This window comes from Aeromicrobium sp. EU05-FHT14F07, assembly GCF_058790455.1.
Map to the genome: position 1 here is coordinate 57,102 of NZ_JBYTCR010000016.1, position 25,215 is coordinate 82,316.

Genomic DNA, 25,215 nt, shown 5'->3' on the forward strand with positions numbered 1-25,215 from the left:
GCGACCGTGCCCGGCGCCGTCGCGTCCCTGCGGGGACGGGCGGCGCCGCGGCTCGACGCGCCCTCGGTAGGCTCGGCGGGTGCTGATCCTGCTCCCGCCCTCCGAGGGCAAGACCGCACCGACCGACGGACCAGCGCTCGACCTCGACGCGTTGTCGTTCCCCCGGCTGCACCGGGTGCGCGACCAGGTGGCCCGTGCGCTCGTGCGACTGGCCGGGACGCGGCGCGCGGCCGAGGTGCTGGGCCTCGGGCCGACGCAGGCCGACGCGATCGAGACCGACGCCCGGCTCTTCGAGGCGCCCTGCGCGCCCGCCGGCTCCGTGTACACGGGAGTGCTGTTCGGCGAGCTCGACCTCGCCTCGCTCGACGCCGACGCGACGGCCCGCGCCGACGCGTCCGTCGCCGTGGCGAGCGCCCTCTTCGGGCTGGTCCGCGTCGGTGACCTGATCCCGGCGTACCGGCTGTCCGGCACGGTCACCCTGCCGCGCCTCGGCCCCGTCGCGGGGCGGTGGCGACCCGTGCTGCCCGACGCACTCGACGAGGCCGCCGACGGTGGGCTCCTCGTCGACCTGCGGTCCGGTGCGTACGTGAACCTCGGCAAGCCGTCCGCCGACCTGGCGCCGCGCACCGCCACCGTGCGGGTGCTGCACGAGCAGGACGGCCGACGCACCGTCGTCAGCCACTTCAACAAGGCGACCAAGGGACGGCTGGTCCGCGCCCTGCTCCTCGACGGGGCGCAGCCCGCGACCGTCGACGAGCTCGTCGAGGCCTGGCGCGGCCTCGGCTGGACGGTCGAGCAGGACGGCACGCGCCTCGACGTCGTCACCACCGGCACGCACTGACCCGTCTGGGCCCGACTCTCTGGGCTGGCGGGCTACTCGGGGACGACCGAGAACCCGCGCAGCGACGGCGTGCCGTCGGGCCACCAGGCGATCGTGGTGATGCTGGCGGGCGCGAGCTCCATGCGGTGGATGATCGACATCGGTCCGTCGAGCGCGAGGCGCGTCATCAGCTTGATGGGGGTGACGTGGCTGACCACCACGACGGTCTCCCCTGCGTGCTGGGCAAGGATCCGGTCGAGTGCCTCCCTGACCCGCTCCTGCACCTCGTCGAAGGACTCGCCACCGGGTGGGGCGACCGCGGTCGAGGCGAGCCAGGCGGACATCTCCTCGGGCCAACGCTGCATGATGTCGCCGAAGCCGTGGCCGTCCCAGTCGCCGAACGCGGCCTCCTCGACACCGTCGTCGACCGAGACCTCCAGCCCGGTCTCCCGGGCGACGAAGCCGGCCGTCTCCCGGGTGCGACGCAGCGGGGAGGCGACGATGGCGTCGACGTCGTGGTGCCGCGCGATCCAGGCCGCCGCGCGGGCGGCCTGCGCCTCGCCCTCGGCGACGAGCCCGGGATCGGAGCCGCCGCGACCGCAGAACAGCTTGCGCTGGGTGTGGGCCGTGACGCCGTGCCGCAGCAGCACCAGCGTGGTCGGCCGTCCGTGCACGTCGCCGCGCCAGCCGAGGAGCGGGTTGGTGTCCTTGCCGGCTGCCGCGGGCGCGTCGACCGGTGCCGTCACGTCGTCGGCGGGTCTCGGCGCACCGGTCTCCTGTCGAGCACCGGTGCCGACGACGGCCGGCTGACCCGTGCGGGCCTGGGCGTCGAGGGCCTCGTTGGCGAGCGCGTCGGCGGCGGCGTTGCGCTCGCGCGGCACCCACGTCCAGTCCGTGACCGATCCCGCGAGCTCGCGGGCCTGGGCAGCCAGCGGCTGCATCGACGGGTGCTTGACCTTCCACCGGCCGGCCATCTGCTCGACGACGAGCTTGGAGTCCATGCGGACCTCGACGTCGGCACCTGGCGCGTGCTCGGCGGCGAGCTCGAGGCCGGCGATGAGGCCGCGGTACTCGGCGACGTTGTTGGTGGCGGTCCCGATCGTCTCGCCCCGCGTGGCGAGCACCTCTCCGCTCTCCGCGTCGCGCACGAGGGCGCCGTACGAGGCGGGTCCCGGGTTGCCCCGTGACCCGCCGTCGGCCTCGACGACGACGCGGGCGGTGCTCACAGTCCCGACTCGGCCGTCCGCACGAGGATGCGGCTGCACTCGGGGCAGCGCAGGACGTCGTCCTCGGGGCGAGCGGCGAGCTCGCGCAGGTCGGCGCCGTTCAGCTCCAGGCGGCAGCCCTCGCAGCGTCGCGCCCGCAGCGCGGCAGCGCCGAGCCCGCCGTACTGCGCCCGGACCTTGTCGTAGAGCGCCAGGAGGTCCTTCGGGACCGCCGGGGCGGTCGACTCGCGCTCGGACTGGACCGCCGCGATCTCGTCGTCGATCGCGGCGAGGGCAGCGTCACGCGCCGCGGTCACGTGCTCGAGCTCCGCGACGAGGGCGTCGTGGTCGGCGGTGACGGCACGCAGCTCCGCCTCGGCGATCTCGAGGTCCTCCATGACGGTGAGCTCCTCGTCCTCGAGCGTCGCGATGCGCCGCTCGAGCGCACCCAGCTCGTGCTGGAGGTTCTCGAGGTCCTTGGGGTTGGTGATCGCTCCGGACGAGAGCCGCTCCTCGTCGCGGGTGCGTCGCGCCTTGACCTGCTCGACCTCAGCCTCGGCCTTGGACTGCACGCGGGCGAGGTCGCTGACCTTCGTCTCGACCTCGATCTGGCGCCCGCGCAGCTGCGCGATCTCCTGCGTCAGCTCCTCGATGCGGGCGATCTCGGGGAGGGTGCCGCGTCGGTGCTGCAGACGGGCGAGCGCGGAGTCCTGGGTCTGCAGCTCCAGCAGCGTCTGCTGGGCGGACGGTTCGGCTTTCAGAGGGTCCTCCTGGGTGCGGGAGCCAGCGCGTGCGACCAGGGGTCGGTCACGAGCGTCGACACGTGGACGTCAACCGTATCGCCCAGCCGGTCCCGCAGCGCGGACGCCGCCACCGGCAGCCAGGTCCACTCCGCGGCCCAGTGGGGCACGTCGACCACGGCACAGGCTCCCGGCCGCTCGAGGTGCTCGCTCACGGGGTGGTGCTTGAGGTCGGATGTGACGTAGACGTCGGCGCCGGCCGCGTCGGCGGTGGGGAGCAGGAAGTCGCCCGATCCGCCGCAGAGGGCGACGGTACGCACCGCGCGCCCGAGGTCGCCGGCCACGCGGGTCGCGCTGCCGTGCGCGGGCAGGGTGCGGTGCACGTGCTCGACGAAGTCACCGAGCGTCGTGGGCTGCGGGAGCACCCCGATGCGGCCGCTCCCCCGGTCGCCCGGGCGGGGCGCCGTGGGCAGCAGGAGGTACGAGACCTCCTCGTAGGGATGGGCCTCCAGCAGCGCGGCGCGGACGGACTCGCGCGCCGCGGTGGGCGCCACGAGCTCGAGCCGGGTCTCCTCGACGTGCTCGAGCGACCCGACCTCGCCGATCGCGGGGTTCGCGCCGGCCAGCGGACGGAAGGACCCCGTGCCGTCGGAGCGGAAGACGGCCGAGTCGTAGTCGCCGATGCTCCCGGCACCCGCGTCGTGCATGGCGGCGGCGACCGTGTCGGCGTCGGCGCGTGGCACGTGCACGACCCAGGCGTCGAGCCCGGGATCGGTGTCGACCTCGAGCGGGCGAACGTCGGTGAGGCCGAGGGCCAGGGCCATCGACTCCGAGACGCCGAGCGGGGGCGAGTCGGCGTTGGTGTGGCAGGTGTGCAGCGCCACGCCGTGCGAGGCGAGCGTGTGCACGACGCGGCCCTTCGGCGTCGTGGCGGCGACCGACGTGACCCCCTTGAGGTACAGGGGGTGGTGCGTGAGGAGCAGGTCGGCTCCGCGGGCGACGGCCTCGTCGGCGACGGCCTGGACGGGGTCGACGGCGAGGAGGATGCGCGACACCGGGGCGTCCGGGTCGCCGACGACGGCGCCCACCGCGTCCCAGTCGTCGGCCCACCGCGGGTCGTAGAGCTCGTCGAGCACGCGGACGACGTCACGCAAGGTCGGCATGCCGGCCACCCTACGACCCGGCGCCGGCGCTACCCGACCGAGCCGAGCGCGAACGGCAGCACCGCGTCGGCCCCGGCGCGGCGCAGCTCGCGCGAGGCCACGGCCATGGTCCAGCGGCTGTCGACGAGGTCGTCGACGAGCAGGACCGGACCGGTGAGCCCGGCCAGGGCCGCCCGCAGGTCGTCGGGCACCACGAACCGCCCCCACACGCCTGCCAGGCGGAACGCGCTGTTGCCTCCCTGCGTGCTCTGCGGGGCCCCGGGCGCGAGCTGCAGGGGCGGCAGCAGCGGGAGTCGACCGAGCCCCGCCAGCCCCTCGGCGACCGAGCCGACCAGCGTCGGGCGCGAGACCGACGGCACCGCGACGACCGCCACCGGACGCTCCGCCCAGGGCCAGTCGCGCAGGGCACGCGCACAGGCGCCCAGCAGGGGCTCGGGCACGGGGACGTCGGGAGCGCCGGTGGCGAACAGCTCGCGCAACGTGCCGCCCCAGCCGAGGTCGGTGAGGCGGGCCACGACCCGCCCGGTCTCCGGACGCTCCGTCGGCGGGATGCGCCCCGACACGTCGACCCCGAGGCGCCCGACGCCGGAGGGCCACTGCGCCCTCGGGTCGACGGGCACCCCGACGCGGTCCAGCGACTGCGTGGCTCGCGCGACGGCCTCGCCGTCGGTGCTCGTCGGGTACCAGGGCCCGGCGCACACGTCGCAGCGGCCGCACGGCGCGGCCGTAGGGTCGTCGAGCTGGCGCTGGAGCAGCTCCATCCGGCAGGTGCGTCCGGCCTGGTACTCGAGCATCGCCTCCTGCTCGGCCTCGCGGGCCTGCGCGATGCGCTCGTACCGCTCCGCGTCGTAGACCCACGGCTGGCCAGTGCTGACCCAGCCGCCCTGCACCCGGCGGACGGCACCGTCGACGTCGAGCACCTTGAGCAGCAGCTCGAGCGGGGTCCGGCGGATGTCGACCTGCGCCTCCAGCGCCGCGACCGACGTCGGCGTGCTGTCGAGGGCGCCGAGCACCGCGTCGACCTTGGCCTGCGTCGGCATCGACGCCGTCGCGAAGTAGCGCCAGATGTCGGCGTCCTCCGGGCCCGGGAGCAGCAGGACGTCGGCCGACTCCGTGGCACGGCCCGCACGCCCGACCTGCTGGTAGTACGCGACCGGCGACGACGGCGCCCCGAGGTGCACGACGAATCCCAGGTTCGGCTTGTCGAAGCCCATGCCGAGCGCGCTGGTGGCGACGAGCGCCTTCAGCTGGTCGTCCTTCAGCGCCTGCTCCAGCCGCACCCGCTCGTCGGGGTCGGTGCGGCCCGTGTAGGCCGCCACCTCGTGGCCCGCCTCGGTGAGCAGCCGCGCGAGGTCCTCCGCGGCCGAGACCGTGAGCGTGTAGACGATGCCGCTGCCCGGCAGCTCGGCCAGGTGTGAGACGAGCCAGCCGAGCCGCTCCTTGGAGCTGGGGAGCCGCAGCGACCCGAGCCTCAGGCTCGTGCGTGCCAGCGACCCCCGCAGCGTGAGGACGCCCGCGTCGCCCGGGGCCCCTGGCCCGGTGGCACCGAGCTGCTCCTCGACGTCGGTGACCACCCGCTGGTTGGCGGTGGCGGTGGTGGCCAGCACCGGGACGCCGTCGGGCATCGAGTCGATGAGGTCGGCCAGGCGGCGGTAGTCGGGCCGGAAGTCGTGGCCCCAGTCGGAGATGCAGTGCGCCTCGTCGACGACGAGCAGGCCGATGCGCTGGCGCAGCTCGGGCAGCTGCTCGTCGCGGAACCGGGGGTTGGTGAGCCGCTCGGGCGACACGAGGAGCACGTCGACGTCGTCGGCGTCGAGCCGTGCGCGCACGTCGTCCCACTCGTGCGCGTTGGCCGAGCTGATCGACACCGCGCGCACGCCCGCGCGGGCCGCCGCGGCGACCTGGTCGCGCATGAGCGCGATCAGCGGTGACACCAGGAGGGTGGGACCGGTGCCACGGGCGCGCAGCAGCGAGGTCGCCACGAAGTAGACCGCCGACTTGCCCCAGCCGGTGCGCTGGACGACGAGCGCGCGCCGGTGGTCGTCGACGAGGGCCGTGATCGCCTCGAGCTGGCCGTCGTGGAACTGGGCGTCGGGTCGTCCGGTGAGTCGACGCAGGGCGTCGAGGGCGTCCGTGGCGGTGGAGGTGGTCACCCGGTCATCGTGTCAGGCGCTGCCGACACCGGCTCCTTGCCGCGACGCGCCCTGTGGACGACAGTGGGCGCATGGGTCGCGCCCTGGCCGTCGGCATCCTCGCCCTGCTCCTCGGCTGCTCGGACGCGCCTGGCGCCGTGACCGCCCCCGATCTGCGGTGCGGGCAGGACCAGACGACGGACGCGGCGAAGGACGTGGTGGAGAAGGTCGGCGGCCTGCGCACCGACGACGTCGTCGTGCGCCTCGCCCGCAGCACGCCTGCCGGTACCGTGGCCCTCGTCGACGGTGACGTCGAGCGGGCGTACCGACTCCTGCACGACCGCTACGGCGTGGCGGTCGTCGCCCAGGCGGACGACGACAGCGTGGCGGGTGGCCTGGCCCAGATCGAGCGCCTCGTGCGCACGTCCTGCCCGGAGGGCTGACCCGCTCGGTGTCCGGGCACGAGACGGGTACGGTCGGACGGTGCCGTACCTCGACGTCGCGTCCGTGACGCACTCCCTGCCCGACGGGCGACCGCTGCTCAGCGACGTGTCGTTCCGGGTGGGTGAGCGTGACCGCGTGGCGTTGGTCGGCGCGAACGGCGCGGGCAAGACCACGCTGCTGCGGATCGTGATCGGCGACCTCAAGCCCGACGAGGGAGCGATCTCCCGTGACGGGACGATGGGCGTCATGCGGCAGTTCCTGTCGCGGGGCACCGTCACCGACGTCCTGCTGCAGGCGTCGCCGACGCGCGTGCGTGACGCCGGCGTGCGGGTGGCCGAGACTGAGGCGGCCATGACCGCGACCTCGACGGAGGCGTCCCAGATCGCCTACGCGGAGGCGCTGGCGGCCTGGGGCGACGCCGGTGGCTACGAGGCCGAGGTGCTGTGGGACGTGTGCACCATGGCCGCCCTGGGCGTGCCGTACGAACGCTGCCGCGACCGCCCGGTCACCACGCTGTCGGGCGGGGAGCAGAAGCGTCTGGCGCTGGAGGTGCTGCTGCGCGGCCCGCACGACCTGCTCCTCCTCGACGAGCCCGACAACTACCTCGACGTCCCCGGGAAGCGATGGCTCGAGGAAAGCCTGGTCGACTCCGACAAGAGCGTGCTGTTCGTGAGCCACGACCGTGAGCTGCTGGCCCGCACCGCCACCGCCGTCGTGACGCTGGAGCTCGGCGCGGCGGGCAACACCGCGTGGACCCACCCCGGTGGTTTCGACAGCTACCACGAGGCCCGCGAGCACCGGTTCGAGCGTCTCGAGGAGCTCGGCCGACGCTGGGACGAGGAGCGGGCCAAGCTGCGCGCCCTCGTGCTCATGTACAAGCAGAAGGCGGCCTACAACTCCGACATGACGTCGCGCTACCGGGCGGCCCAGACGCGGCTCGCGCGGTTCGAGGAGGCTGGGCCGCCCGAGGCGCAGCCACGCACCCAGAAGCTGGCCATGCGCCTCGAGGGCGGTCGGACCGGCAAGCGGGCGGTGGTCTGCGAGGCCCTCGAGCTCACGGGTCTGATGCATCCCTTCGACCTCGAGGCCTGGTTCGGGGACCGCATCGCCGTGCTCGGATCGAACGGGTCGGGGAAGTCGCACTTCCTCCGCCTGCTCGCCGGCGGAGGCACCCGTCCTGAGACGGAGCACCTGCCGGTCGGCGACGTCGAGGTCCCGCCCGTGCCGCACACGGGCACCGCACGACTCGGGGCGCGCGTGCGGCCGGGCTGGTTCGTGCAGACGCACGGTCGCCCCGACCTCGCCGGCCGCACCCTCGTCGACGTGCTTCACCGCGGGGACGACCACCGTCGCGGCATGCCGCGGGAGGAGGCGTCGCGCGCGCTGGCCCGCTACGAGCTGGCTGCCAGCGCGGAGCAGACGTTCGACTCGCTCTCGGGTGGGCAGCAGGCCCGGTTCCAGGTGCTGCTGCTCGAGCTCGGCGGAGCCACCCTGCTGCTCCTCGACGAGCCGACCGACAACCTCGACCTCGAGTCGGCGGAGGCGTTGCAGGCTGCGCTGCGCGGGTTCGAGGGCACCGTCCTGGCCGTGACCCACGACCGCTGGTTCACGCGCGACTTCGACCGGTTCCTCGTGTTCGGCTCGGACGGCGACGTGTACGAGTCCGACGTCCCGGTGTGGGACGAGCGACGTGTCGCGCGCGAGCGCTGACCGGCGCAGCCTGACGGGGTGGGCGAAGAGGGACTCGAACCCCCGACCGCTCGGGTGTAAGCCGAGTGCTCTGACCAGCTGAGCTATTCGCCCCGGGTGGATCCGGCGGATGCCGTCGGACGCCTGGGAACCCTACCGCACGCTAGCGCGACGGCCGGGTCCCGACAGACAGAGGCTGCGGCCGCCGGGGTCTCGGGTCCCGGGCGGCCGCAGCACCCCCATCATGGCGCAGCACCGGTCCCGCGCGCAGCCGTTTGAGCGGGAAACTCGGGCGGATTCAGCCGTCGTCGCGCAGGTGCGCCTCGAGCCGCTCGACCTTGGCGGTCAGCTGGCCCGTGAACCCCGGACGGATGTCCGCCTTCAGCACGAGCGAGACCCGCGACGAGACCGCCGCGACGGCGTCGACGGCCGCCTTCACGACCGCCATCACCTCGTCCCAGTCACCCTCCACCGTCGTGAACATCGACGTCGTCTCGCACGGCAGGCCCGACGCACGGACGACCCGCACGGCCTCGGCGACCGCAGCCGCGACCGACCCCGACTCGTCGGCACTGACCGGGCTGATGCTGAACGCGGCGAGCATCAGAGCTCGGCCAGCGCGGCGCGGTAGGCGTCGAAGTCGCGCGCCTGGCCGATCGGGTGCTCCACCTTCCAGCGCAGGACACCCTCGGCGTCGACGAGGTAGGTGCCGCGCTCGGGGGCACCCGCGCCCTCGTTGAAGATGCCGTAGGCGCGGCTGACCTCGCCGTGCGGCCAGAAGTCGCTCAGCACGGGGAACGTGAGGCCCTCCGCGTCGGCGAAGGCCCGGTTGGAGAAGAAGTGGTCGCACGAGATCGCGAGCACCTCGACGTCGCCGTCCTCGAAGGCGCCGATGTTGTCGCGGATCTCGCAGAGCTCACCCGTGCAGATGCCGCTGAAGGCGAAGGGGAAGAACACCAGCGCCACGGGACGTCCGCGGAAGGACGAGAGCGAGACGTCCTCGCCGTGCTGGCTCTTGAGCGTGAAGTCGGGGGCGGTCTGCCCTACGTCGATCGTCATGCCCCCAGAGTAGGACGCGACGAGCCTCCGGCGCCGCTGCGCCGGCCCCGACGAAACGCCGGGAGTCAGCGCTTGTGGGTGGAGAGCTTGGTGGCGGCCCACTCGGCCGACGCCGAGGAGGTCGTGGTCGTCGACAGGCCGGCGACGGGAGCCGCCTCGGCGATGTCGGCACCGGTCACGTACCCCGGCCGGCCGACCTTGGGCGTGAGCACCCAGATCGACCCGCCCTCGGCGAGGTCGGAGAGCGCGTCGAACAACGCGTCCACGAGGTCGCCGTCGTCGTCGCGCCACCAGAGGATGACGCCGTCGACCACCTCGTCGGACTCACCGTCGACGAGTGCGTGTCCGACGATCTCCTCGATCGCGGACCGGAGCTCGTTGTCGACGTCCTCGTCCCAGCCCAGCTCCTGGATGACGGTGTCGGGGCTGAAGCCCAGCCTCGCGGCGTCCAACGGTTCTCCTCGGGTTCGTCCGGTGGTGTGGTCCCACTCTGGCACGCCTGGAGGGGCGGTGCCGCCCGGGACCGGGTCGGGTTCGACGGTGGTCGAGAACCTACTGCAAAGTAGGGGATTTTCCTACTGATCGGTAGATGTTCACAACGTCCGCCGGTGTCACCCTAGCGAATCCGGCGTGGAAAGATGGAGAGGTCCACAAGACGTCCCAGGAGTCGCACATGCCCACCGGCCAGTCCCCCACCGAGCGCCCCGCTGTCATCCACGAGGGGCTGCCGACGCAGCTGCCCGACATCGATCCCGACGAGACCTCCGAGTGGCTCGCGTCGCTCGACCAGATGGTCGACGAGCGGGGCCGCTCCCGCGCCCGGTACGTCATGCTCAAGCTCCTCGAGCGCGCCCGTGAGCAGAACATCGGCGTGCCGGCCCTGCGCAGCACCGACTTCATCAACTCGATCCCGCCCGAGCACGAGCCGTGGTTCCCCGGCAACGAGGCGATCGAGCGCCGGATCCGCTCCTACATCCGTTGGAACGCGGCCGTCATGGTCTCGCGTGCGAACCGTCCCGGCCTGGGCGTCGGCGGCCACATCGCGACCTACCAGTCGGCGGCCAGCCTCTACGAGGTCGGCTTCAACCACTTCTTCCGGGGCAAGGACCACCCGGGCGGCGGCGACCACATCTACATCCAGGGCCACGCCGCGCCCGGCATCTACGCACGCTCCTTCCTCGAGGGTCGCCTGAGCGAGGAGCAGCTCGACCGCTTCCGCCAGGAGCACTCGCACGGCTTCGGCCAGGGCCTGTCGTCGTACCCGCACCCGCGCCTCATGCCCGACTACTGGGAGTTCCCGACCGTCTCGATGGGTCTGGCGGCGATCAACTCCATCTACCAGGCGCGGTTCAACCGCTACCTGCACGACCGCGGCATCAAGGACACCAGCCAGCAGCACGTCTGGACGTTCCTCGGCGACGGCGAGATGGGCGAGCCGGAGTCGCTCGGCGCCATCGGTCTCGCCGCCCGCGAGGAGCTCGACAACCTCACCTTCGTCGTCAACTGCAACCTGCAGCAGCTCGACGGCCCGGTGCGCGGCAACGGCAAGATCATCCAGGAGCTGGAGTCGTACTTCCGCGGCGCCGGCTGGAACGTCATCAAGGTCGTGTGGGGCCGCGAGTGGGACGACCTCCTCGCCCGCGACGTCGACGGTGTGCTCGTCAACCAGATGAACCGCACGCCCGACGGCGAGTTCCAGACGCTGTCGGTGGAGTCCGGCGCCTACAACCGCGAGAACTTCTTCGGCCCCGACCCGCGCCTGCGCGCCATGGTCGAGCACCTGAGCGACGAGGACATCGAGCGCCTGCCGCGCGGCGGCCACGACTACCGCAAGGTCTACGCCGCGTTCGACGCCGCCCAGAAGCACACCGGCCAGCCGACCGTGATCCTGGCGCACACCATCAAGGGCTGGCTGCTCGAGTCCTTCCAGGGCCGCAACGCCACGCACCAGATGAAGAAACTGACCAAGGACGACCTCAAGCGCTTCCGGGACCGGCTCAACATCCCGGTCAGCGACGCGCAGATCGAGGGCGACGACCTCGCGCCGTTCTACCACCCGGGCGAGGACAGCGAGGAGATCCAGTACATGCGCGCCCGCCGCGACGCGCTGGGCGGCGGACTCCCGTCGCGTCGGGTCGATCCCGTGTCGGTCAAGCTGCCGGAGCCCGACACCTACTCGGCGCTCTCCAAGGGCTCGGGCAAGCAGCAGATCGCGACGACGATGGCCTTCGTGCGGCTCCTGCGCGACCTCATGAAGGACCCCGAGATCGGCCGCCGTATCGTGCCGATCGCGCCCGATGAGTACCGCACCTTCGGTATGGACTCGATGTTTCCGTCGGCCAAGATCTACAACCCGGCCGGCCAGACGTACGAGTCGGTCGACCGCAAGCTGCTGCTGGCCTACAAGGAGTCCGAGAAGGGTCAGCTGCTGCACGAGGGCATCAGCGAGGCCGGGGCCATGGCGTCGGCGATCGCGGCGGGCAGCGCGTACTCCACGCACGGCGAGCCGATGATCCCCGTCTACCTCTTCTACTCGATGTTCGGCTTCCAGCGGACCGCCGACTCGATCTGGGCCATGGCCGACCAGCTGGCGCGCGGGTTCCTCATCGGCGCCACCGCGGGTCGCACCACGCTCACCGGCGAGGGCCTGCAGCACGCCGACGGCCACTCCCCCCTCATCGCACAGACCAACCCGGCGGTCGTGCACTACGACCCCGCGTACGGCTACGAGATCGCACACATCGTCAAGGACGGCATGCGTCGCATGTACGGCACGTCCGACGACCGTCCGCACGGCGAGGACGTCCTCTACTACCTCACGGTCTACAACGAGCCCATCAACCAGCCGGCCGAGCCGGAGGACCTCGACGTCGACGCCCTCCTGAAGGGCGCCTACCTGTACCGCCGCGGCGAGCAGGGACGCCACACGGCCCGCATCATGGCGTCGGGCGTCGCTCTGCCGTGGGCGCTGAAGGCGCAGGAGATGCTCGCCGAGCAGTACGACGTGAAGGCCGACGTCTGGTCGGTCACGTCGTGGAACGAGCTCGCCCGAGACGCGGTCGCCGCGGAGAAGTGGAACCTCAACAACCCGGGCGAGTACCAGCGGGTCCCGTGGATCACGACGCAGCTCATGGACCACGCGAACGTCACGCTCGCGGTCAGCGACTACATGCGGGCCGTCCCCGACCAGATCGCCCGCTGGGTCCCCGGCCCGTGGCAGTCGCTCGGCGCCGACGGCTTCGGCTTCGCCGACACGCGTGCCGCCGCGCGTCGCGTGTTCCAGATCGACGCGGAGTCGATCGTCGTCTCGGTGCTGCAGAGCCTCGCGCAGCAGGAGCTCGTCGACCAGTCGGTCGTGCGCGACGCCTTCACGTCGCTGCGCATCGACGACCCGACCGCCACCCGCGGCGTCGCCCAGGAGGGCGGCGACGCCTGACACGGTGCCCTGGGACGTCGACGCGGGCGGTCGGCGTCTCAGGGAACTCCTAGTCGACGCACCCTAGGATGTTGCCCATGCGTCGTTGGCCGTACACCTTTGCCGTCGCGCTGTCCGTGGCGGTCACGGGCGCCGCGGTGTTCTCCTCCCTCTACCTCGACCTCCCCATGAAGGACCCCGAGGGGTTCCTCGGTCCGGCGTACGTCCGCCTCCCGCTGCTAGCGCTGCTGTTCTTCGCCGCCGGGATCGTGCCCGCCGCGGTGCGTCGTCGCGGCTGGAAGCAGATCGGCGAGGGCGCGCGCGAGGTCGTGCGGGAGGAGTGGTCGCTCAAGCGGGTCGGCTACATCGCGACCGGCCTGATCACCTTCTACGCGAGCTACGTCAGCTACCGCAACCTCAAGAGCTACCTGCCGACCTACCGCGAGGGCGTGCTGTTCGACCGTCAGCTCCTCGAGCTCGACCACTGGCTGATGTTCGGCCACAACCCGGCCACGGTCCTGCACAACCTGCTCGGCACCGACGTGATGGCGCATGTGCTGTCGTTCGCGTACATCGCCTACCTGCCGCTCATCCCCATCACGCTGGGTGCCTTCCTGGTGCTCAACCGCGACTTCTCGATCGGCGCCTGGTACGCGACGGCGCTCTGCCTCAACTGGATCCTCGGCGTCATCAGCTACTACGCGCTCCCGACGCTGGGCCCCGCGTTCGCGCAGCCGTCGATGTACTGGGACCTCGCGACGACCGACGTCACCGAGCTGCAACGGTCGTTGTTCCGCAACCGTGTGGACGTGCTCACCGACCCGTGGGCGAGCGAGAAGATCCACGGTGTCGCAGGGTTCGCGTCGCTGCACGTCTCCGTGACGTTCACGGCGGCCCTGTTCATGCAGCGCACGGGTCAGAAGCTCGCGATCCGCGCGATCACCTGGGCGTTCTTCGTGGTCACCGTGCTGGCCACCATCTACTTCGGCTGGCACTACCTGGCCGACGACGTCGCCGGCATCGTCATCGGCTGGGCGTCGGTGTCGCTCGGCGCCTGGGCGTCGGGGAACCGAGGGCGGCGCAAGCGACGAGGCCTGGCCCCGGTCGACGAGCAGCCGGTTCAGCCGGCGACGGTCACCGCGCCCGGTCCCGGCGGCGGCTCCGGGTCCATCACGGGCTGACCCTGGCGCAGCATCGTGCGCCACGTGCTGCGGTGGTAGGTGGCCGGGTCGGTCGCGGTCACGAAGTCGTGGAGGATCTGCGCGAACTGCTCCGGGTGGTCGCGGTGCGGGAAGTGGCCCGCGTCGGGCAGCACGTGCACGTGCGACCACGCCTGGCTGCGCGCGATGTCGGCGTGCGAGGCGGGGATGACGAGGTCGTCGGCGCCCCAGACGACGAGCACCGGGATGATCCGGGCCAGGTAGGTCCGGTCGATCATCGTGACGAACTGCCCACGCCAGTCGAGCACGTGGCTGGTGACCCGCTGCACCGCGTGACGCGCACGAGGGTCGGCGAAGGACTCGTAGATCGACGCCACCTCGCCGAGGTCGCGCAGCTGCCGGACGCCCGTGCGCGAGAGCCCGCGCATGCTCGCGGCCACCGCGCGCCGCCAGGGACGCAACGTCGCCAGGCCGAGCGCGGTCCCGCTGCCGGGCAGGGTCAGGAAGCGGATGAGCGGCGTGACCTCCCTGCCGAGACCGCCGGAGGACACCAGCGCGATCCGCTCGGTGCGGTCGGGGTACTGGTAGGCGAACTGCATCGCCACGCCGCCGCCGAAGCTGTGGCCCACGACCGTCACCTTGTTGATGCCGAGGATGGTGAGCAGGTCGCGCATGCCGTTGGCGTAGCCGCCGAGCGAGTAGTCGGCGTCGGGCTTGTCGGACTCGCCGTGGCCGAGCAGGTCGGGCGCGATGACCGTGTAGTGCTCCGCGAGCGCGTCCATCACGGGGTCCCAGGTGCTGGACTCGCAGCCGAGCCCGTGCAGCAGGAGGAGGGCGGGACCCTTGCCCCGACGTCGGTAGGCGCGACGGTAGCCGTGCACCACCACGAACTGCAGGTCGTCGCCGCTGGTCATCGGCCCATCGTAGGAGGTGGCGGGTTCGGCCGCGCCGGAACCGTGGAGGTCGGGCGGCTCGTTAGACTGACGTCGTGCCCACCCCAGCCGAGGTCCGCGCACAGCTGACCGACATCCTCGTGACCGTCGTCGAGTGCACCCCTGACGAGGTGCGCGACGACGCGCGGCTCGAGGACCTCGGGGTCGACTCGCTCGCCGCCGTCGAGGTCGCGGACGAGCTGGGCCGCCGGTTCGGCGTCCACCTCGAGGACGCCACGGTCGACACCTTGGTGACCGTCGACGACGCCGTCCGTGCCGTCGTCGACCACCGACCCGCGACCCGACGCGGTCGCCGCGGACCCGCCGTGGCGGTGACCCTGGGCGCCGAGGGCCGCGAGCGGGCGCCGGGCGAGCGCAGCCTCGCCGGCCGTGCCGACGCGCTCTGGCGGCTCGCGATGTGGTTCGTCGTGGCCGGCCTCGTGGTCGGCGGGGGTCTCGGCTTCGCCGGCGCCACCGTGGTGCGCGCGACGGGCCTGGGCGGGGTCGAGCTCCCGCCGATCTCCAGCCCGACCGCCTCCCCCACGCCGTCGAGCAGCCCCTCCGCGAGCCCGTCGCCGACGCCGTCGGCGACGCAGGAGCCGGAGGAGAAGCCGACGTTCTCGGTCGAGAGCGACCGGGTGGCCGCCGGGCAGCGGTTCACCATCTCCGGCAGGTTCCCCTCGCTCGGCGAGGGCCAGCTGCTGCAGGTGCAGTCGCGCGACCCGGGCGCCGACTGGGAGGACTTCCCCGTCTCGCTGCAGACCCGCGAGGGCGGCCGGTTCCAGACCCAGATCTACACGTCACGTCCGGGCGAGCGGGAGTTCCGCGTGTTCCACGAGGACAGCAACACCGCGTCGCCGTCGGCGAAGGTCACGATCGGCTGACCGCCCGCCCGCGCGACCGCGGGACCGAGCGGATCAGACGACCTGGTGGAGCCAGCGCACCGGAGCACCCTCGCCGGCGTGCCGGAACGGCTCCAGCTCGGCGTCCCAGGCCACCCCGAGCAGGCCGTCGAGGGCCTCGTCCATCGTGATCTCGCCCAGCGCCGCCTTCACGCGGAACGCCTTGATGCGGTCCTCGGGGATGAGGACGTCACCGTGCAGACCGGTCATGGCGTGGAAGATGCCGAGGCTCGGCGTGAACGAGAACCGCGCCCCCTCGCTGGAGGCGGTCGGCTCCTCGGTGACCTCGAAGCGCAGCCGGTCCCAGCCGCGCATGGCCGACGCGAGGGCCGCGGCGGAGCCCGCCGGGGCCTGCCACGACAGCTCGGCGCGGTACGTGCCGGCCTCCGCTGGCTGCGACTGCCAGTCGAGGTCGACGCTGTCGCCGAGGACGCCCGCAGCCGCCCACTCGACGTGCGGGCACAGCGCGGACGGCGCGGAGTGGACATACAGGACTCCACGGGTGGGGATGCTCATCGTGCCTCCTAGCTCGAGATCCGCCTTCCCCAGCGACCTCACGGAGCCACGCGTCATCAGTCCGCGTTGCGCCCATGGTAGCCACAGCAGCGTCCTCGGCACCAGCCCCGGCCCGACGCGACGTGCCTGCGCAGGTCGGTCGCGACCCTGGGCGACGCATGTGACGATGAGGTCATGACCTCCGTCGTCCAGGACAACCCGAGCGCCTCCCGCTTCGAGATCACCGTCGACGACGAGCTCGCCGGCTGGGTCGACTACCGCGCCGACGGCGACGTGTACGCCCTGCCCCACACCCGCGTGCTCCCCGCGTTCGAGGGTCGCGGCATCGGCTCCGAGCTCATCGTCGGCACCCTGCGGGAGCTGGCCGACCGTGACGCGCGGGTGCTGCCGTTCTGCCCGTTCGTGCCGAAGGTGATCCGCGAGCACCCCGAGTTCCTCGACCTCGTGCCCGTCGAGCAGCGGGGCATGTTCGGTCTCTGAGCGCGTCGCCGAGGTCGGTTCAGCCGACCACGTGCACGTCGATGCCCCGCGAGCGCCAGAGGTCGGCGATGTCTGCTGCGTCCTCCCACGCCTCGAGCACCCGGTAGCCGTCCTTCTCGAGCAGGTCGAGCATCTCCGCCTTCACGACGTGGTCGGGGCGGTAGTCGCCCACGATCCGCATGACGAGCTGGTCGTAGGGCACGTCGTGCTCCTGCAACCAGTCCAACGTCAGGTCGCGCCACACGAACTCCCGCGACGTCACCACCAGCACCGCGCGCCCCTTCTCGCGGGCCGTGCGGACCGCCTCGACCACCTCCGCCCGCGGTGGGCAGTCCCGCGACGCCGCGTGGAAGGCCGCGAAGTCGCGCTCCTCCCCCGCGACGTGGTGCAGGATCGACGACACGTCGACCAACGTCCCGTCCAGGTCGGCGATCACGGCGTCGGTCATGGACCCAGTCTGCCCGCTCGCTAGGCTGTGCACCCCCGGGGCGGTAGCTCAGCCGGTCAGAGCAGAGGACTCATAATCCTTGGGTCGTGGGTTCGAGCCCCACCCGCCCCACCGGACAGGGAGCATCCTCGTCCGCAGGACGTACGAGGCAACGAGGTGACCATGTCGGGCGTCGAGGAGAGCACGGCGTCGACGCGACGGCCGGGTCCGCTGCAACGGCTCCGCGCGTTCGGCCGACCGCCGCGCGTCGTCGGCATCGACGTCGCCCGCGGGCTGGCCGTCCTCGGGATGGTCGGAGCCCACCTGGGCGACACCCACGACGACATCACCTGGTCCGACCCGTCCACGTGGGACGGCATCGTCAACGGACGCTCCTCGCTGCTGTTCGCGATGCTGGCCGGCGTCTCCATCAGCCTCATCAGCAAGGGACGGGCACGCCCCGGGGACACGCGCCTGCAGATGACGCTCGTGCGGCGAGGTCTGCTGATCCTCGTCATCGGCCTCGCCATCGAGCTGCTGAACACCGGCGTCGGCGTCATCCTGCCGCTCTACGGGCTGCTGTTCGTGGCGTCGACCCTCGTCCTGCACTGGAGCACCCGTCGGCTCTGGACGGTGGCGGTCCTGCTCGCCGTCGTCGCGCCGTTCGCGGTCGCGCTGGCCCACGCGCTCAGCCTCGCCGCGTCGGGCCCCGGCCTCGACCTCACGCTCTTCGGCCTCTACCCCGTCACCGCCTGGCTGGCCGTCCTGCTGGCGGGCATGGCCGTCGGCCGTCTGCCCCTCACCCGTGTGCGCGTCGCGGGAGCGCTCCTGCTGGGCGGGGTCCTGGCCTCGACGCTCGGCTACGGCGCGGGCCACCTCATCGGCTCCGACCGCGACGACCTCGTCGCCTACCTCGGTTGGGCGGCACCGGACTACACCGACGACGTCGGCAACCCCACCAACGAGCCCGGCTACCTCACCCGGCTCGAGCAGTCCGACGAGATCCAGCACGTGTGGAGCACCGCGATGCAGTACAAGCCGCACACGGCCGGTGCTCCCGAGATCGTCGGCTCGGGCGGGCTCGCCGTCGCCGTCATCGGACTCTGCCTGCTCCTGGCCCGGCGGCTGCGTCCCGTGCTGCTGCCCCTCGCGGCACTGGGTTCCATGCCACTGACGGCCTACACCGGGCACCTGCTGCTGCTCACCGCGCTGGCCGGAGGTCCGTTCGGCGGCTACGTCGGCGTCAGCAACACCGTCTGGGCACGCACCAGCGTGGGCCTGGTCGTGCTGGCGACGCTCTGGGTCGCGTTCCTCGGGCGAGGGCCGCTCGAGCGGCTCGTGGCCCGCGCCAGTGGACCCCGCGCCGAGGGCTGAGCGAACTCAGCCCTCGCTCGACCCCGGCCGCGCCCCGTAGCCTGACGTCATGACCGACGAGGCGCCCGTCCCGCTGACCCCGCTCGACGAGGACTGGGAGCGGGCGCTCGTCGTCGTCGCCCATCCCGACGACGTGGAGTTCGGTGCCGCTGCCGCCGTCGCCCGCTGGACCGAGCAGGGCAAGACCGTCGTCTACTGCATGGTCACGAGCGGGGAGGCGGGCATCGACGCGCTCGCCCCGCAGGAGTGCCGGTCGGTACGCGAGGCCGAGCAGGTCGAGTCCGCGCGCGTCGTCGGCGTCGACGTGGTCGAGTTCCTCGGCTTCCCCGACGGCGTCGTCGAGCAGACCGTGGCGCTGCGGGCCGCGATCGCCCTGCAGGTCCGACAGCACCGGCCCGACGTCGTGATCACCGTGAACCACCACGACACGTGGGGCGGCAGCGCCCCGAACCAGCCCGATCACGTCGCCGTCGGGCGCTCGACCATCCACGCCGTGCAGGACGCGGGCAACCGCTGGATCCATCGCGAGCAGCTGCTCGACGGGCTCGAGCCGTGGGGCGGTGTCCGGCAGGTGTGGGTGTCCGGCTCCCCCGTCGCGGCGCACGGCGTCGACACCACCGCGACGTTCGACCGCGGGGTCGCGTCGTTGGAGGCCCACCGCGCCTACATCGACGGGCTCGGCTGGGAGCACTTCGACGCCGCCGAGTTCCTCGAGGGGATGTCCCGTCCCCTCGGGACGCGCATGGGCGTGGCCCACGCGGCCGCGTTCGAGGTCGTGTCGATGACGTGGGGCGACTGAGGTGCCCGAGCGCCACGACGCGACCCTCGACGTCCAGCACGTACCCGCCTTCCTCGTGCGGGAGCGTCCGGCAATCCGTGCGGAGCGGCACGAGGTCCTCGACCCCGACGGCACGCCGCTCGCCTTCGCCGAACGTCGGCGCTCATGGGGGTCGGGCTCGACCACCGTGTTCCACGCCGACGAGGCCCGCACGCGCGAGGCGTTCCGCAGCGAGGTCCGGGGTCGTCCGAACCTCGGTGCCCGTCATGTGGTCGTCGCCGCCGACGGTCGTCCGCTCGGGTCCTTCCGCAAGCAGGCGGCCCGCAGCCTCGTCCGCACCACCTTCGTGCTCGAGGCCGACGGCCTGGCGGGCACGGCTCAGGAGCGCAGCGGCTTCCTCGCCCTGGAGCGGCGACTCAGCAGCGACACCCCGACCCGCCGCATCGCCGTCGACGTCCTCGACGACGCCACCGCGAAGCCACTGCTGTCCGTCGCCCGCGCACCCCGGGAGCGCACGACGTACGCCGTCGACGTCCCCGACCCGCGTGTCGACGTGCGTCTCGCTGCGGCCTTCGTCGTGGGACTGCTCGGCATGATCGACCACTGAACGCACCGTCGAGCCTCTAGGCTCTCGGTGTGACCACTGTGCAGCACGTCCCGTCGTTCACCGTCAACCAGAAGCTGGCGATGACGACCAACCGCTACGAGGTCGTCGGCCCCGACGGCGCCCTCCTCGCCGTCGCGCAGCAGAAGCGGCTGGCGCTCAAGGAGAAGGTGACGTTCTACACGGACGAGTCCCGTACACGCGAGGCGTTCACGTTCGGGGCGCGCAACGTCATGGACCTGCGCGGCGCCTACGACGTCGTCGCGGCCGACGGGTCGCCGATCGGCACCTTCCGCAAGCAGTTCGGGGCGTCGCTGATGCGCACCACCTTCACTCTCGAGGGCGACGGCTTCGTCGGCACCGGCCAGGAGCGCAGCCAGCTCGTCGCGGTGCTGCGCCGCTTCACTGATCTGCCGTTCCTCACGATGCACTTCGACGTCGTCGACGACGCGACCGGCCAGCCCCTGCTCTCGGTCGAGCGCGCCACCTCGGTGCGCGACCGCTACGAGGTCTCCGTGCCCGACCCCCGCGTCGACGTCCGCCTCGCCGCGGCGTTCGCGGTGGGCATGGACGCGTTGCTCGGCCGCTGACGCGAGAAGGGGACCGACGCTGCTGCGTCGGTCCCCTTCTCGCTGCCCTGGCGGGCCTGTGCTCCCCCGATTGGACTCGAACCAATAACCCTTCGATTAACAGTCGAATGCTCTGCCAATTGAGCTACGGGGGAATGCCTCCCACTCGGGGAGCACGGTCGGTAACTCTACCAACACCCTCGCGCAGTCTCGACAGGGCCTGGTCACCGACCCGACGGACCGTCGAGACGGGGAGGTCGAGGCGGCTCGCGACGTCGGTCCACGGCGTCGGGCAGGCGCCGTCGGGGGTCCGGCTGAACCGCGCGAGGAGCACGGCACGTTCACGGCCTGGCAGACCTGCGAGGCAGCCGGCGACGTCGGCAGCCGAGTCGCGGGGCGACGCACGGGGCTCGGGGACGACGTCGTGGGGCACCTCCGGACGCGCCTGGCGGTGGGCGTGCAGGGCCCGCGTGATCCACGGCCACGCGTACGTCGCGAGCCGGGCGCCACGGTCGGGGTCGAAACGCGCGACGGCCGACATCAGCGCCAGCACGGCCACCTGCAGCGCGTCGTCCACGTCGTCGCCGCGGAAGCCGAGCGCCCACACGCGCAGGGCGGCCAGACGCAGCGAACCCCGCAGCAGCGCCGCCCGGGCAGCATCGTCGCCCGCACGGGCGAGGGTGGCCAGCCGGTGCTCCTCCTCCGCGGTCAGTGACGGTTCCCCCAGCAGACGACGCACCAGGTCCATGACCCCACTCTGGCGGCGGCGCCGCACGCGCTCCAGGAGCGCGGCACGACCTGTGGACGTCGGTCGGCGAGACCTCCACCGTCGGGCGACCCTGGGGACTACTCGCCGCCGAGGGTCCGGTTGCGCAGCTGGCGGAACTCCGCCTCCTGCGCGAGCAGGTCGGTGAAGACCGCGCGGTACTCGTCCGGCTGCTCCGCCGGGTCGGTGCGCTGCAGCTTGGAGCGCAGGTCCTCGACCCGTCGCCCCACCGTCAGCAGCCGCAGCCGCGTCATGATCGCCGCGACCACGCGTCCCGTGGCACCCTCGGTCGAGCTGAGCGGCTCCATCGCGGCGACGGAGAGCACGCGCCGCAGGTCGTCGGAGACGAGCGCGTCCGACACCCGCGGCACGAAGGTGGGGTCGGGCTGGGCCGGGAGCCCGACCGTCGTCATCGTGCGCCACAGCTCCTGCGCGACGGGGTGCGTGAAGTCGCCGTCGTCGAGCTGCTCGGCGTGCGGGCGTGCCAGATGCGGGTGCTGCGCCAGGGCCTTCAGCGCCTCGCGCTCGTCCGCGAACTGCGGCGCACCGAAGCTGACGAAGGGCTGCGGCGGCGGCGCAGGTGCCGGCTCGGCGGCCTGCTGGACCGGCGCTCGACGCTCCGGCTTCACCGGGGGGCGGTACCGACGGTGCTCGGCCCGCACCTGGTCGACGTCGACCCCGACGCGCGTCGAGATCTCGCGCAGGAACTCCTCCACCTTGCTCTTGTCGCGGATCGACGTCGCAAGACCGACCACCTCGCGCACGGCGTCGATCCGCTGGTCGGCGCGGTCGAGGTCGTAGCGCAGCAGCACGTTCTCGAGCACGAAGCGGTAGAGCGGGATCCGCGCCTCCACGAGCGCCCTCACCCCGGCGTCGCCGTCGGCGATCCGCAGGTCGCACGGGTCCATGCCGCGCGGCTCGACCGCGACGTACGTCTGCGCGGCGAACTGCTGGTCGCCCTCGAACGCCTTCATGGCGGCCCGCTGACCCGCCTCGTCGCCGTCGAAGGTGAACACCACCTCGCCGTGCATCGCGCCGTCGTCGAGCAGGATCCGCCGCAGCACCTTCGCGTGCCCCTCGCCGAACGCCGTGCCGCAGGTGGCGACCGCGGTGCGGACCCCGGCCTCGTGGCACGCCATCACGTCGGTGTAGCCCTCGACGACCACCGCGCGGCTCTCCGAGGAGATCCGACGGCGCGCGAGGTCGATCCCGTAGAGCACCTGGCTCTTCTTGTAGATCGGCGTCTCGGAGGTGTTGACGTACTTGCCCTGCATGAAGTCGTCGTCGAACATGCGGCGGGCGCCGAAGCCGATGATCTCGCTCGTCATCTCGCGGATCGGCCACAGCAGGCGTCCCTGGAAGACGTCGAACAGGCCGCGGCTCGATCGGCGGGCCAGGCCGCCGGCGACCAGCTCGTCGTCGGTGAAGCCCTTGCCCTTGAGGTGCCCGAGGAGCGCCGTGCCCGACTTCGGCGCCCAGCCCATGGCGAACGTCTCGGCCGCCCGCTGGTCGAAGCCGCGGTCGGTGACGAACTGGCGCCCCACCGACGCCTCGGGCGACGACGCGAGCGTCTGGGCGTAGAACTCCCCGGCGAGGCGGTGCGCCTCGAGCAGACGCTGCCGCTGCTGCGGATCACGACGCGGTCCGCGGGACTCGCCCTCCTCGTAGCGGAGCTGGATGCCGTACTTCGCCGCGAGCCGCTCCATCGCCTCCACGAAGCTGAGACCCTCGATCTTCTGGATGAAGGCGATCGCGTCGCCGCCCTCCCCGCAGCCGAAGCAGTGGAAGGTGCCGCGCGCCGGGTTCGCGTGGAACGACGGCGTCTTCTCGTCGTGGAACGGGCACAGGCCCTTCATCGTGCCGCCGGAGCGGCGCAGGGTGACGTACTGCTCGACGACCTCGTCGATGCGGGCGCGTTCGCGGACGAGCTGGATGTCCTCGTCGTTGATCAGGCCCGCCACGGGTCGATCCTAGGCGGTGCCGGTCAACCGAGGAGCCGGTCGGCCCACAGCCTCGCCGAGCCGTCGGTCAGGCTCGCCACCTGGTCGATGACGACACGCGTGCGGGCGGCGTCGTCGGCAGCGCGGCGCAGGTCGGCGCGGAACTCCGGCTCGAGGTGCTCCTCCCCCGACGCGAGGAGGCACGTGACGAGGGCGCCGAGGGCCTCGCGCTGCGTCGCGAGCTGGCGCGCGCGGTCGTCGGCGAGCATCACGTAGTGCGCGGCCACGGCCTTCAGGACGGTGATCTCGTCGCGCGTCGCCTGCGGCACCTCCAGGTCGGCCGTGTACCGGGTGAGCGGACCCGGCCCCCAGCGCTCGACGGTGGCACGCTGCGCGCTCACCGCGAACCGGCCGATGAGCGCGCTCGTCAGGCTCTTCAGCACGGCGAGGGCCTCACGGCTGCCGTCGAACTCGGCGCGCGGCCACTCCGGCAGCGCTCGCAGGCGTTCGAGCGCGCCGCCGAGCCGGTCGTCGTCGGCGCCGGCGTCGTACCAGTCGCGCGCGACGGCGTGCACGGCGTCGAGGTCGAGCCGGCCGGGCAGGAGGCTGAACCAGCCGCCCACGACCGCGTCCTCGACGTCGTGCACGGAGTACGCGATGTCGTCGGCGAGGTCCATCACCTGGGCCTCGATGGGGCGTCGCCAGGCGGGCGCGTCGGCCCGCAGCCAGTCGAAGACCGGTCGGTCGTCGGCGTAGACGCCGAACTTGGGTCCGCCGTCGGGCGCCTCGCCGCGGGCCCACGGGTACTTGACGCAGGCGGCCAACGTCGCGCGCGTGAGGTTCAGCCCGACGCTGCGGCCGGCACCGTCGACCGTCTTGGCCTCGAGCCGCGTGAGGATGCGCAACGTCTGCGCGTTGCCCTCGAACCCGCCGACCTCGGCGGCCGCCTCGTCCAGCGCGACCTCCCCGTTGTGGCCGAACGGAGGATGGCCGAGGTCGTGGGAGAGGGCCGCGCAGTCGACGACGTCAGGATCGCAGCCGAGCGACGCCCCGAGCTCGCGCGCCACCTGTGCCACCTCGAGCGTGTGGGTCAGCCGGTTGCGCACGAAGTCGTCGAACCCGGCGCCCATGACCTGTGTCTTGGCCGAGAGACGGCGCAGCGCTGCGGAGTGGACCACCCGGCCACGGTCGCGCTCGAACGGCGTGCGCCCGGCCCGCTTGGTCGGCTCCGCCACGACCCGGGCACGCGCCTCGATGCCGTAGGGACTCTCCACGGGACGCAGGCTACCGAAGCGCCCTGACGGCGCACGCACCGTCGTCCACGCGTCGTGGCACAGTGGCGTCATGACCCGATCGGTCGCGGTGCTCTCCGACGTCCACGGGGTCCTGCCCGCCCTCGACGCGGTGCTGGCCGAGCCCACCGTGAGGGCCGCGGACCTCGTCGTCGTCACCGGCGACCACACCTGGGGGCCGCAGCCGAGCGAGGTGCTCGACCGACTCGTGGACCTCGGCGACCGTGCCGTGCTCGTGCGCGGCAACGCCGACCGCGAGCTGCTGCAGATGGCGCGAGGTCTCGACGTGGGCCTCGACGACGACCCGCTGTCGGTCTGGGGTGCCGCGCAGCTCACGCAGGACCATCTCGTCCTTCTGGAGTCGATGCCGGAGCAGGTGACGCTCGAGCTACCGGACTTCGGGCAAGTCCGCTTCTGCCATGCCACGCCGCGCGACGACGCGGAGGTCGTGCTCGTCGACAGCAGGCTCGAGCGCTGGGACGAGGTCCTCGCCGACCTGCCCGCCGAGGTCACGACGGTCGTCTGCGGCCACACCCACATGCCGTTCCTGCGCCTCGTGGACCGCAGGCTGGTGGTGAACCCCGGCAGCGTGGGCCTGCCGTACGGCCACGCGGGCGCGAGCTGGGCCCTCCTCTCCGGCGGCCAGGTCACCTTCGGCCGCACGCCGCTCGACGTCGAGCGCCTCGTCCGCGAGGTCGTCGACGGGTCGAGCTGGCCGGGTGTCGACGCGTGGGCCGACGAGACGTTCCGCCGCCCGGCCGGCAACGTCGAGGCGCTCGCCGCGTTCGGACCGCGCGACGGGCGCTGA

At 72.5% G+C, this 25,215-nt stretch carries 25 protein-coding genes and 3 tRNA genes; 13 read left to right on the forward strand and 15 right to left on the reverse strand.

The features are described 5' to 3' along the window. Positions 1-79: 79 nt before the first annotated feature. Positions 80-841 (forward strand): YaaA family protein, encoded by a 762-nt coding sequence (locus AC3WRM_RS14080; protein ID WP_492249053.1) that lies wholly within the window; start codon positions 80-82, stop codon positions 839-841. A gap of 32 nt (positions 842-873) precedes the next feature. On the opposite strand, the gene AC3WRM_RS14085 is transcribed toward AC3WRM_RS14080, so the two are convergent. The 4 genes from AC3WRM_RS14085 to AC3WRM_RS14100 are packed head-to-tail and all read right to left on the reverse strand — an operon-like array spanning position 874 to position 6,081. Further along, positions 874-2,046 (reverse strand): bifunctional RNase H/acid phosphatase, encoded by a 1,173-nt coding sequence (locus AC3WRM_RS14085; protein WP_492249054.1) that lies wholly within the window; start codon positions 2,044-2,046, stop codon positions 874-876. After that, positions 2,043-2,825, reverse strand: coding sequence for a zinc ribbon domain-containing protein (locus tag AC3WRM_RS14090; protein ID WP_492249101.1), 783 nt, complete (start codon positions 2,823-2,825; stop codon positions 2,043-2,045). The genes AC3WRM_RS14085 and AC3WRM_RS14090 overlap by 4 nt, the downstream gene beginning before the upstream one ends. Next, the gene (locus AC3WRM_RS14095; RefSeq protein WP_492249055.1) at positions 2,783-3,928 is read right to left on the reverse strand and encodes a Nif3-like dinuclear metal center hexameric protein; all 1,146 of its coding nucleotides are present in this window, start codon (positions 3,926-3,928) and stop codon (positions 2,783-2,785) included. The genes AC3WRM_RS14090 and AC3WRM_RS14095 overlap by 43 nt, the downstream gene beginning before the upstream one ends. Positions 3,929-3,957: 29 nt before the next feature. Then, the gene (locus tag AC3WRM_RS14100; protein ID WP_492249056.1) at positions 3,958-6,081 is read right to left on the reverse strand and encodes a RecQ family ATP-dependent DNA helicase; all 2,124 of its coding nucleotides are present in this window, start codon (positions 6,079-6,081) and stop codon (positions 3,958-3,960) included. A gap of 71 nt (positions 6,082-6,152) precedes the next feature. Between AC3WRM_RS14100 and AC3WRM_RS14105 the strand changes: the two genes are divergently transcribed. Together AC3WRM_RS14105 and AC3WRM_RS14110 are read left to right on the forward strand one after the other, a co-directional pair. After that, entirely contained in the window at positions 6,153-6,503 is a 351-nt protein-coding gene (locus AC3WRM_RS14105; RefSeq protein WP_492249057.1) for a hypothetical protein, read from the forward strand. Between the two features lie 40 nt (positions 6,504-6,543). Continuing rightward, on the forward strand, positions 6,544-8,214 hold the full coding sequence (locus tag AC3WRM_RS14110) for an ABC-F family ATP-binding cassette domain-containing protein (protein ID WP_492249058.1): 1,671 nt from the start codon (positions 6,544-6,546) through the stop codon (positions 8,212-8,214). 19 nt (positions 8,215-8,233) lie between these two features. On the opposite strand, the gene AC3WRM_RS14115 is transcribed toward AC3WRM_RS14110, so the two are convergent. The 4 genes from AC3WRM_RS14115 to AC3WRM_RS14130 all read right to left on the reverse strand — a co-directional run bounded on the left by AC3WRM_RS14115 (position 8,234) and on the right by AC3WRM_RS14130 (position 9,704). Beyond that, positions 8,234-8,307, reverse strand: a tRNA-Val gene (locus AC3WRM_RS14115). A 184-nt stretch (positions 8,308-8,491) separates the two neighbouring features. Next, positions 8,492-8,797 carry a thiamine-binding protein gene (locus AC3WRM_RS14120; RefSeq protein WP_492249059.1) on the reverse strand — a complete coding sequence of 102 codons (306 nt, stop codon included), beginning with the start codon at positions 8,795-8,797 and terminating at the stop codon, positions 8,492-8,494. Further along, positions 8,797-9,252 (reverse strand): peroxiredoxin, encoded by a 456-nt coding sequence (locus AC3WRM_RS14125; RefSeq protein WP_492249060.1) that lies wholly within the window; start codon positions 9,250-9,252, stop codon positions 8,797-8,799. Before AC3WRM_RS14125 ends, AC3WRM_RS14120 begins: the two co-directional genes overlap by 1 nt. A 65-nt stretch (positions 9,253-9,317) precedes the next feature. Then, positions 9,318-9,704, reverse strand: a complete 387-nt coding sequence (locus AC3WRM_RS14130) for a DUF3052 domain-containing protein (RefSeq protein WP_067858566.1) — start codon at positions 9,702-9,704, stop codon at positions 9,318-9,320. A 221-nt stretch (positions 9,705-9,925) separates the two neighbouring features. Here AC3WRM_RS14130 and aceE point away from each other — a divergent pair, with 221 nt between their 5' ends. Continuing rightward, positions 9,926-12,688 (forward strand): pyruvate dehydrogenase (acetyl-transferring), homodimeric type, encoded by a 2,763-nt coding sequence (aceE, locus tag AC3WRM_RS14135; RefSeq protein WP_492249061.1) that lies wholly within the window; start codon positions 9,926-9,928, stop codon positions 12,686-12,688. A 77-nt stretch (positions 12,689-12,765) separates the two neighbouring features. Continuing rightward, positions 12,766-13,848, forward strand: a complete 1,083-nt coding sequence (locus AC3WRM_RS14140) for a phosphatase PAP2 family protein (protein ID WP_492249062.1) — start codon at positions 12,766-12,768, stop codon at positions 13,846-13,848. On the opposite strand, the gene AC3WRM_RS14145 is transcribed toward AC3WRM_RS14140, so the two are convergent. Next, positions 13,788-14,741, reverse strand: a complete 954-nt coding sequence (locus AC3WRM_RS14145; protein ID WP_492249063.1) for an alpha/beta fold hydrolase — start codon at positions 14,739-14,741, stop codon at positions 13,788-13,790. The genes AC3WRM_RS14140 and AC3WRM_RS14145 overlap by 61 nt on opposite strands. Before the next feature lie 74 nt (positions 14,742-14,815). On the opposite strand from AC3WRM_RS14145, the gene AC3WRM_RS14150 reads away from it, so the two are divergent. Then, positions 14,816-15,643 (forward strand): acyl carrier protein, encoded by an 828-nt coding sequence (locus AC3WRM_RS14150; protein WP_492249064.1) that lies wholly within the window; start codon positions 14,816-14,818, stop codon positions 15,641-15,643. Between the two features lie 33 nt (positions 15,644-15,676). Here AC3WRM_RS14150 and AC3WRM_RS14155 read toward each other — a convergent pair whose 3' ends face one another. Further along, on the reverse strand, positions 15,677-16,177 hold the full coding sequence (locus AC3WRM_RS14155) for a DUF3145 domain-containing protein (protein WP_492249065.1): 501 nt from the start codon (positions 16,175-16,177) through the stop codon (positions 15,677-15,679). A gap of 174 nt (positions 16,178-16,351) precedes the next feature. Here AC3WRM_RS14155 and AC3WRM_RS14160 point away from each other — a divergent pair, with 174 nt between their 5' ends. Next, positions 16,352-16,657: a GNAT family N-acetyltransferase gene (locus AC3WRM_RS14160; RefSeq protein ID WP_492249066.1), complete on the forward strand. Its 306-nt coding sequence runs from the start codon at positions 16,352-16,354 to the stop codon at positions 16,655-16,657. A gap of 19 nt (positions 16,658-16,676) precedes the next feature. On the opposite strand, the gene AC3WRM_RS14165 is transcribed toward AC3WRM_RS14160, so the two are convergent. Beyond that, on the reverse strand, positions 16,677-17,105 hold the full coding sequence (locus tag AC3WRM_RS14165) for a phosphatase domain-containing protein (RefSeq protein ID WP_492249067.1): 429 nt from the start codon (positions 17,103-17,105) through the stop codon (positions 16,677-16,679). Positions 17,106-17,142: 37 nt separating this feature from the next. Between AC3WRM_RS14165 and AC3WRM_RS14170 the strand changes: the two genes are divergently transcribed. The 5 genes from AC3WRM_RS14170 (at position 17,143) to AC3WRM_RS14190 (ending at position 20,430) form a co-directional block, all read left to right on the forward strand. Next, positions 17,143-17,216, forward strand: a tRNA-Ile gene (locus AC3WRM_RS14170). Between the two features lie 51 nt (positions 17,217-17,267). Further along, positions 17,268-18,458: a heparan-alpha-glucosaminide N-acetyltransferase domain-containing protein gene (locus tag AC3WRM_RS14175; protein ID WP_492249068.1), complete on the forward strand. Its 1,191-nt coding sequence runs from the start codon at positions 17,268-17,270 to the stop codon at positions 18,456-18,458. A 49-nt stretch (positions 18,459-18,507) separates the two neighbouring features. Beyond that, positions 18,508-19,257 carry a PIG-L deacetylase family protein gene (locus AC3WRM_RS14180; RefSeq protein WP_492249069.1) on the forward strand — a complete coding sequence of 250 codons (750 nt, stop codon included), beginning with the start codon at positions 18,508-18,510 and terminating at the stop codon, positions 19,255-19,257. 1 nt (position 19,258) lies between these two features. Next, positions 19,259-19,843 (forward strand): hypothetical protein, encoded by a 585-nt coding sequence (locus AC3WRM_RS14185; RefSeq protein WP_492249070.1) that lies wholly within the window; start codon positions 19,259-19,261, stop codon positions 19,841-19,843. A gap of 29 nt (positions 19,844-19,872) precedes the next feature. After that, complete coding sequence (locus AC3WRM_RS14190; protein WP_492249071.1) at positions 19,873-20,430, forward strand: LURP-one-related family protein; 558 nt, start codon at positions 19,873-19,875, stop codon at positions 20,428-20,430. A 61-nt stretch (positions 20,431-20,491) separates the two neighbouring features. Here the strand turns inward: AC3WRM_RS14190 and AC3WRM_RS14195 are convergent. The 4 genes from AC3WRM_RS14195 to AC3WRM_RS14210 form a co-directional block, all read right to left on the reverse strand. Next, a tRNA-Asn gene (locus AC3WRM_RS14195) sits at positions 20,492-20,564 on the reverse strand. Continuing rightward, positions 20,555-21,157, reverse strand: a complete 603-nt coding sequence (locus AC3WRM_RS14200; RefSeq protein ID WP_492249072.1) for a sigma-70 family RNA polymerase sigma factor — start codon at positions 21,155-21,157, stop codon at positions 20,555-20,557. Before AC3WRM_RS14200 ends, AC3WRM_RS14195 begins: the two co-directional genes overlap by 10 nt. 98 nt (positions 21,158-21,255) lie before the next feature. Then, positions 21,256-23,136: a DNA primase gene (gene dnaG / locus AC3WRM_RS14205; RefSeq protein ID WP_492249073.1), complete on the reverse strand. Its 1,881-nt coding sequence runs from the start codon at positions 23,134-23,136 to the stop codon at positions 21,256-21,258. 23 nt (positions 23,137-23,159) lie between these two features. Further along, positions 23,160-24,389 (reverse strand): deoxyguanosinetriphosphate triphosphohydrolase, encoded by a 1,230-nt coding sequence (locus tag AC3WRM_RS14210; RefSeq protein ID WP_492249074.1) that lies wholly within the window; start codon positions 24,387-24,389, stop codon positions 23,160-23,162. Between the two features lie 70 nt (positions 24,390-24,459). Between AC3WRM_RS14210 and AC3WRM_RS14215 the strand changes: the two genes are divergently transcribed. Continuing rightward, positions 24,460-25,215 carry a metallophosphoesterase family protein gene (locus tag AC3WRM_RS14215; RefSeq protein WP_492249075.1) on the forward strand — a complete coding sequence of 252 codons (756 nt, stop codon included), beginning with the start codon at positions 24,460-24,462 and terminating at the stop codon, positions 25,213-25,215.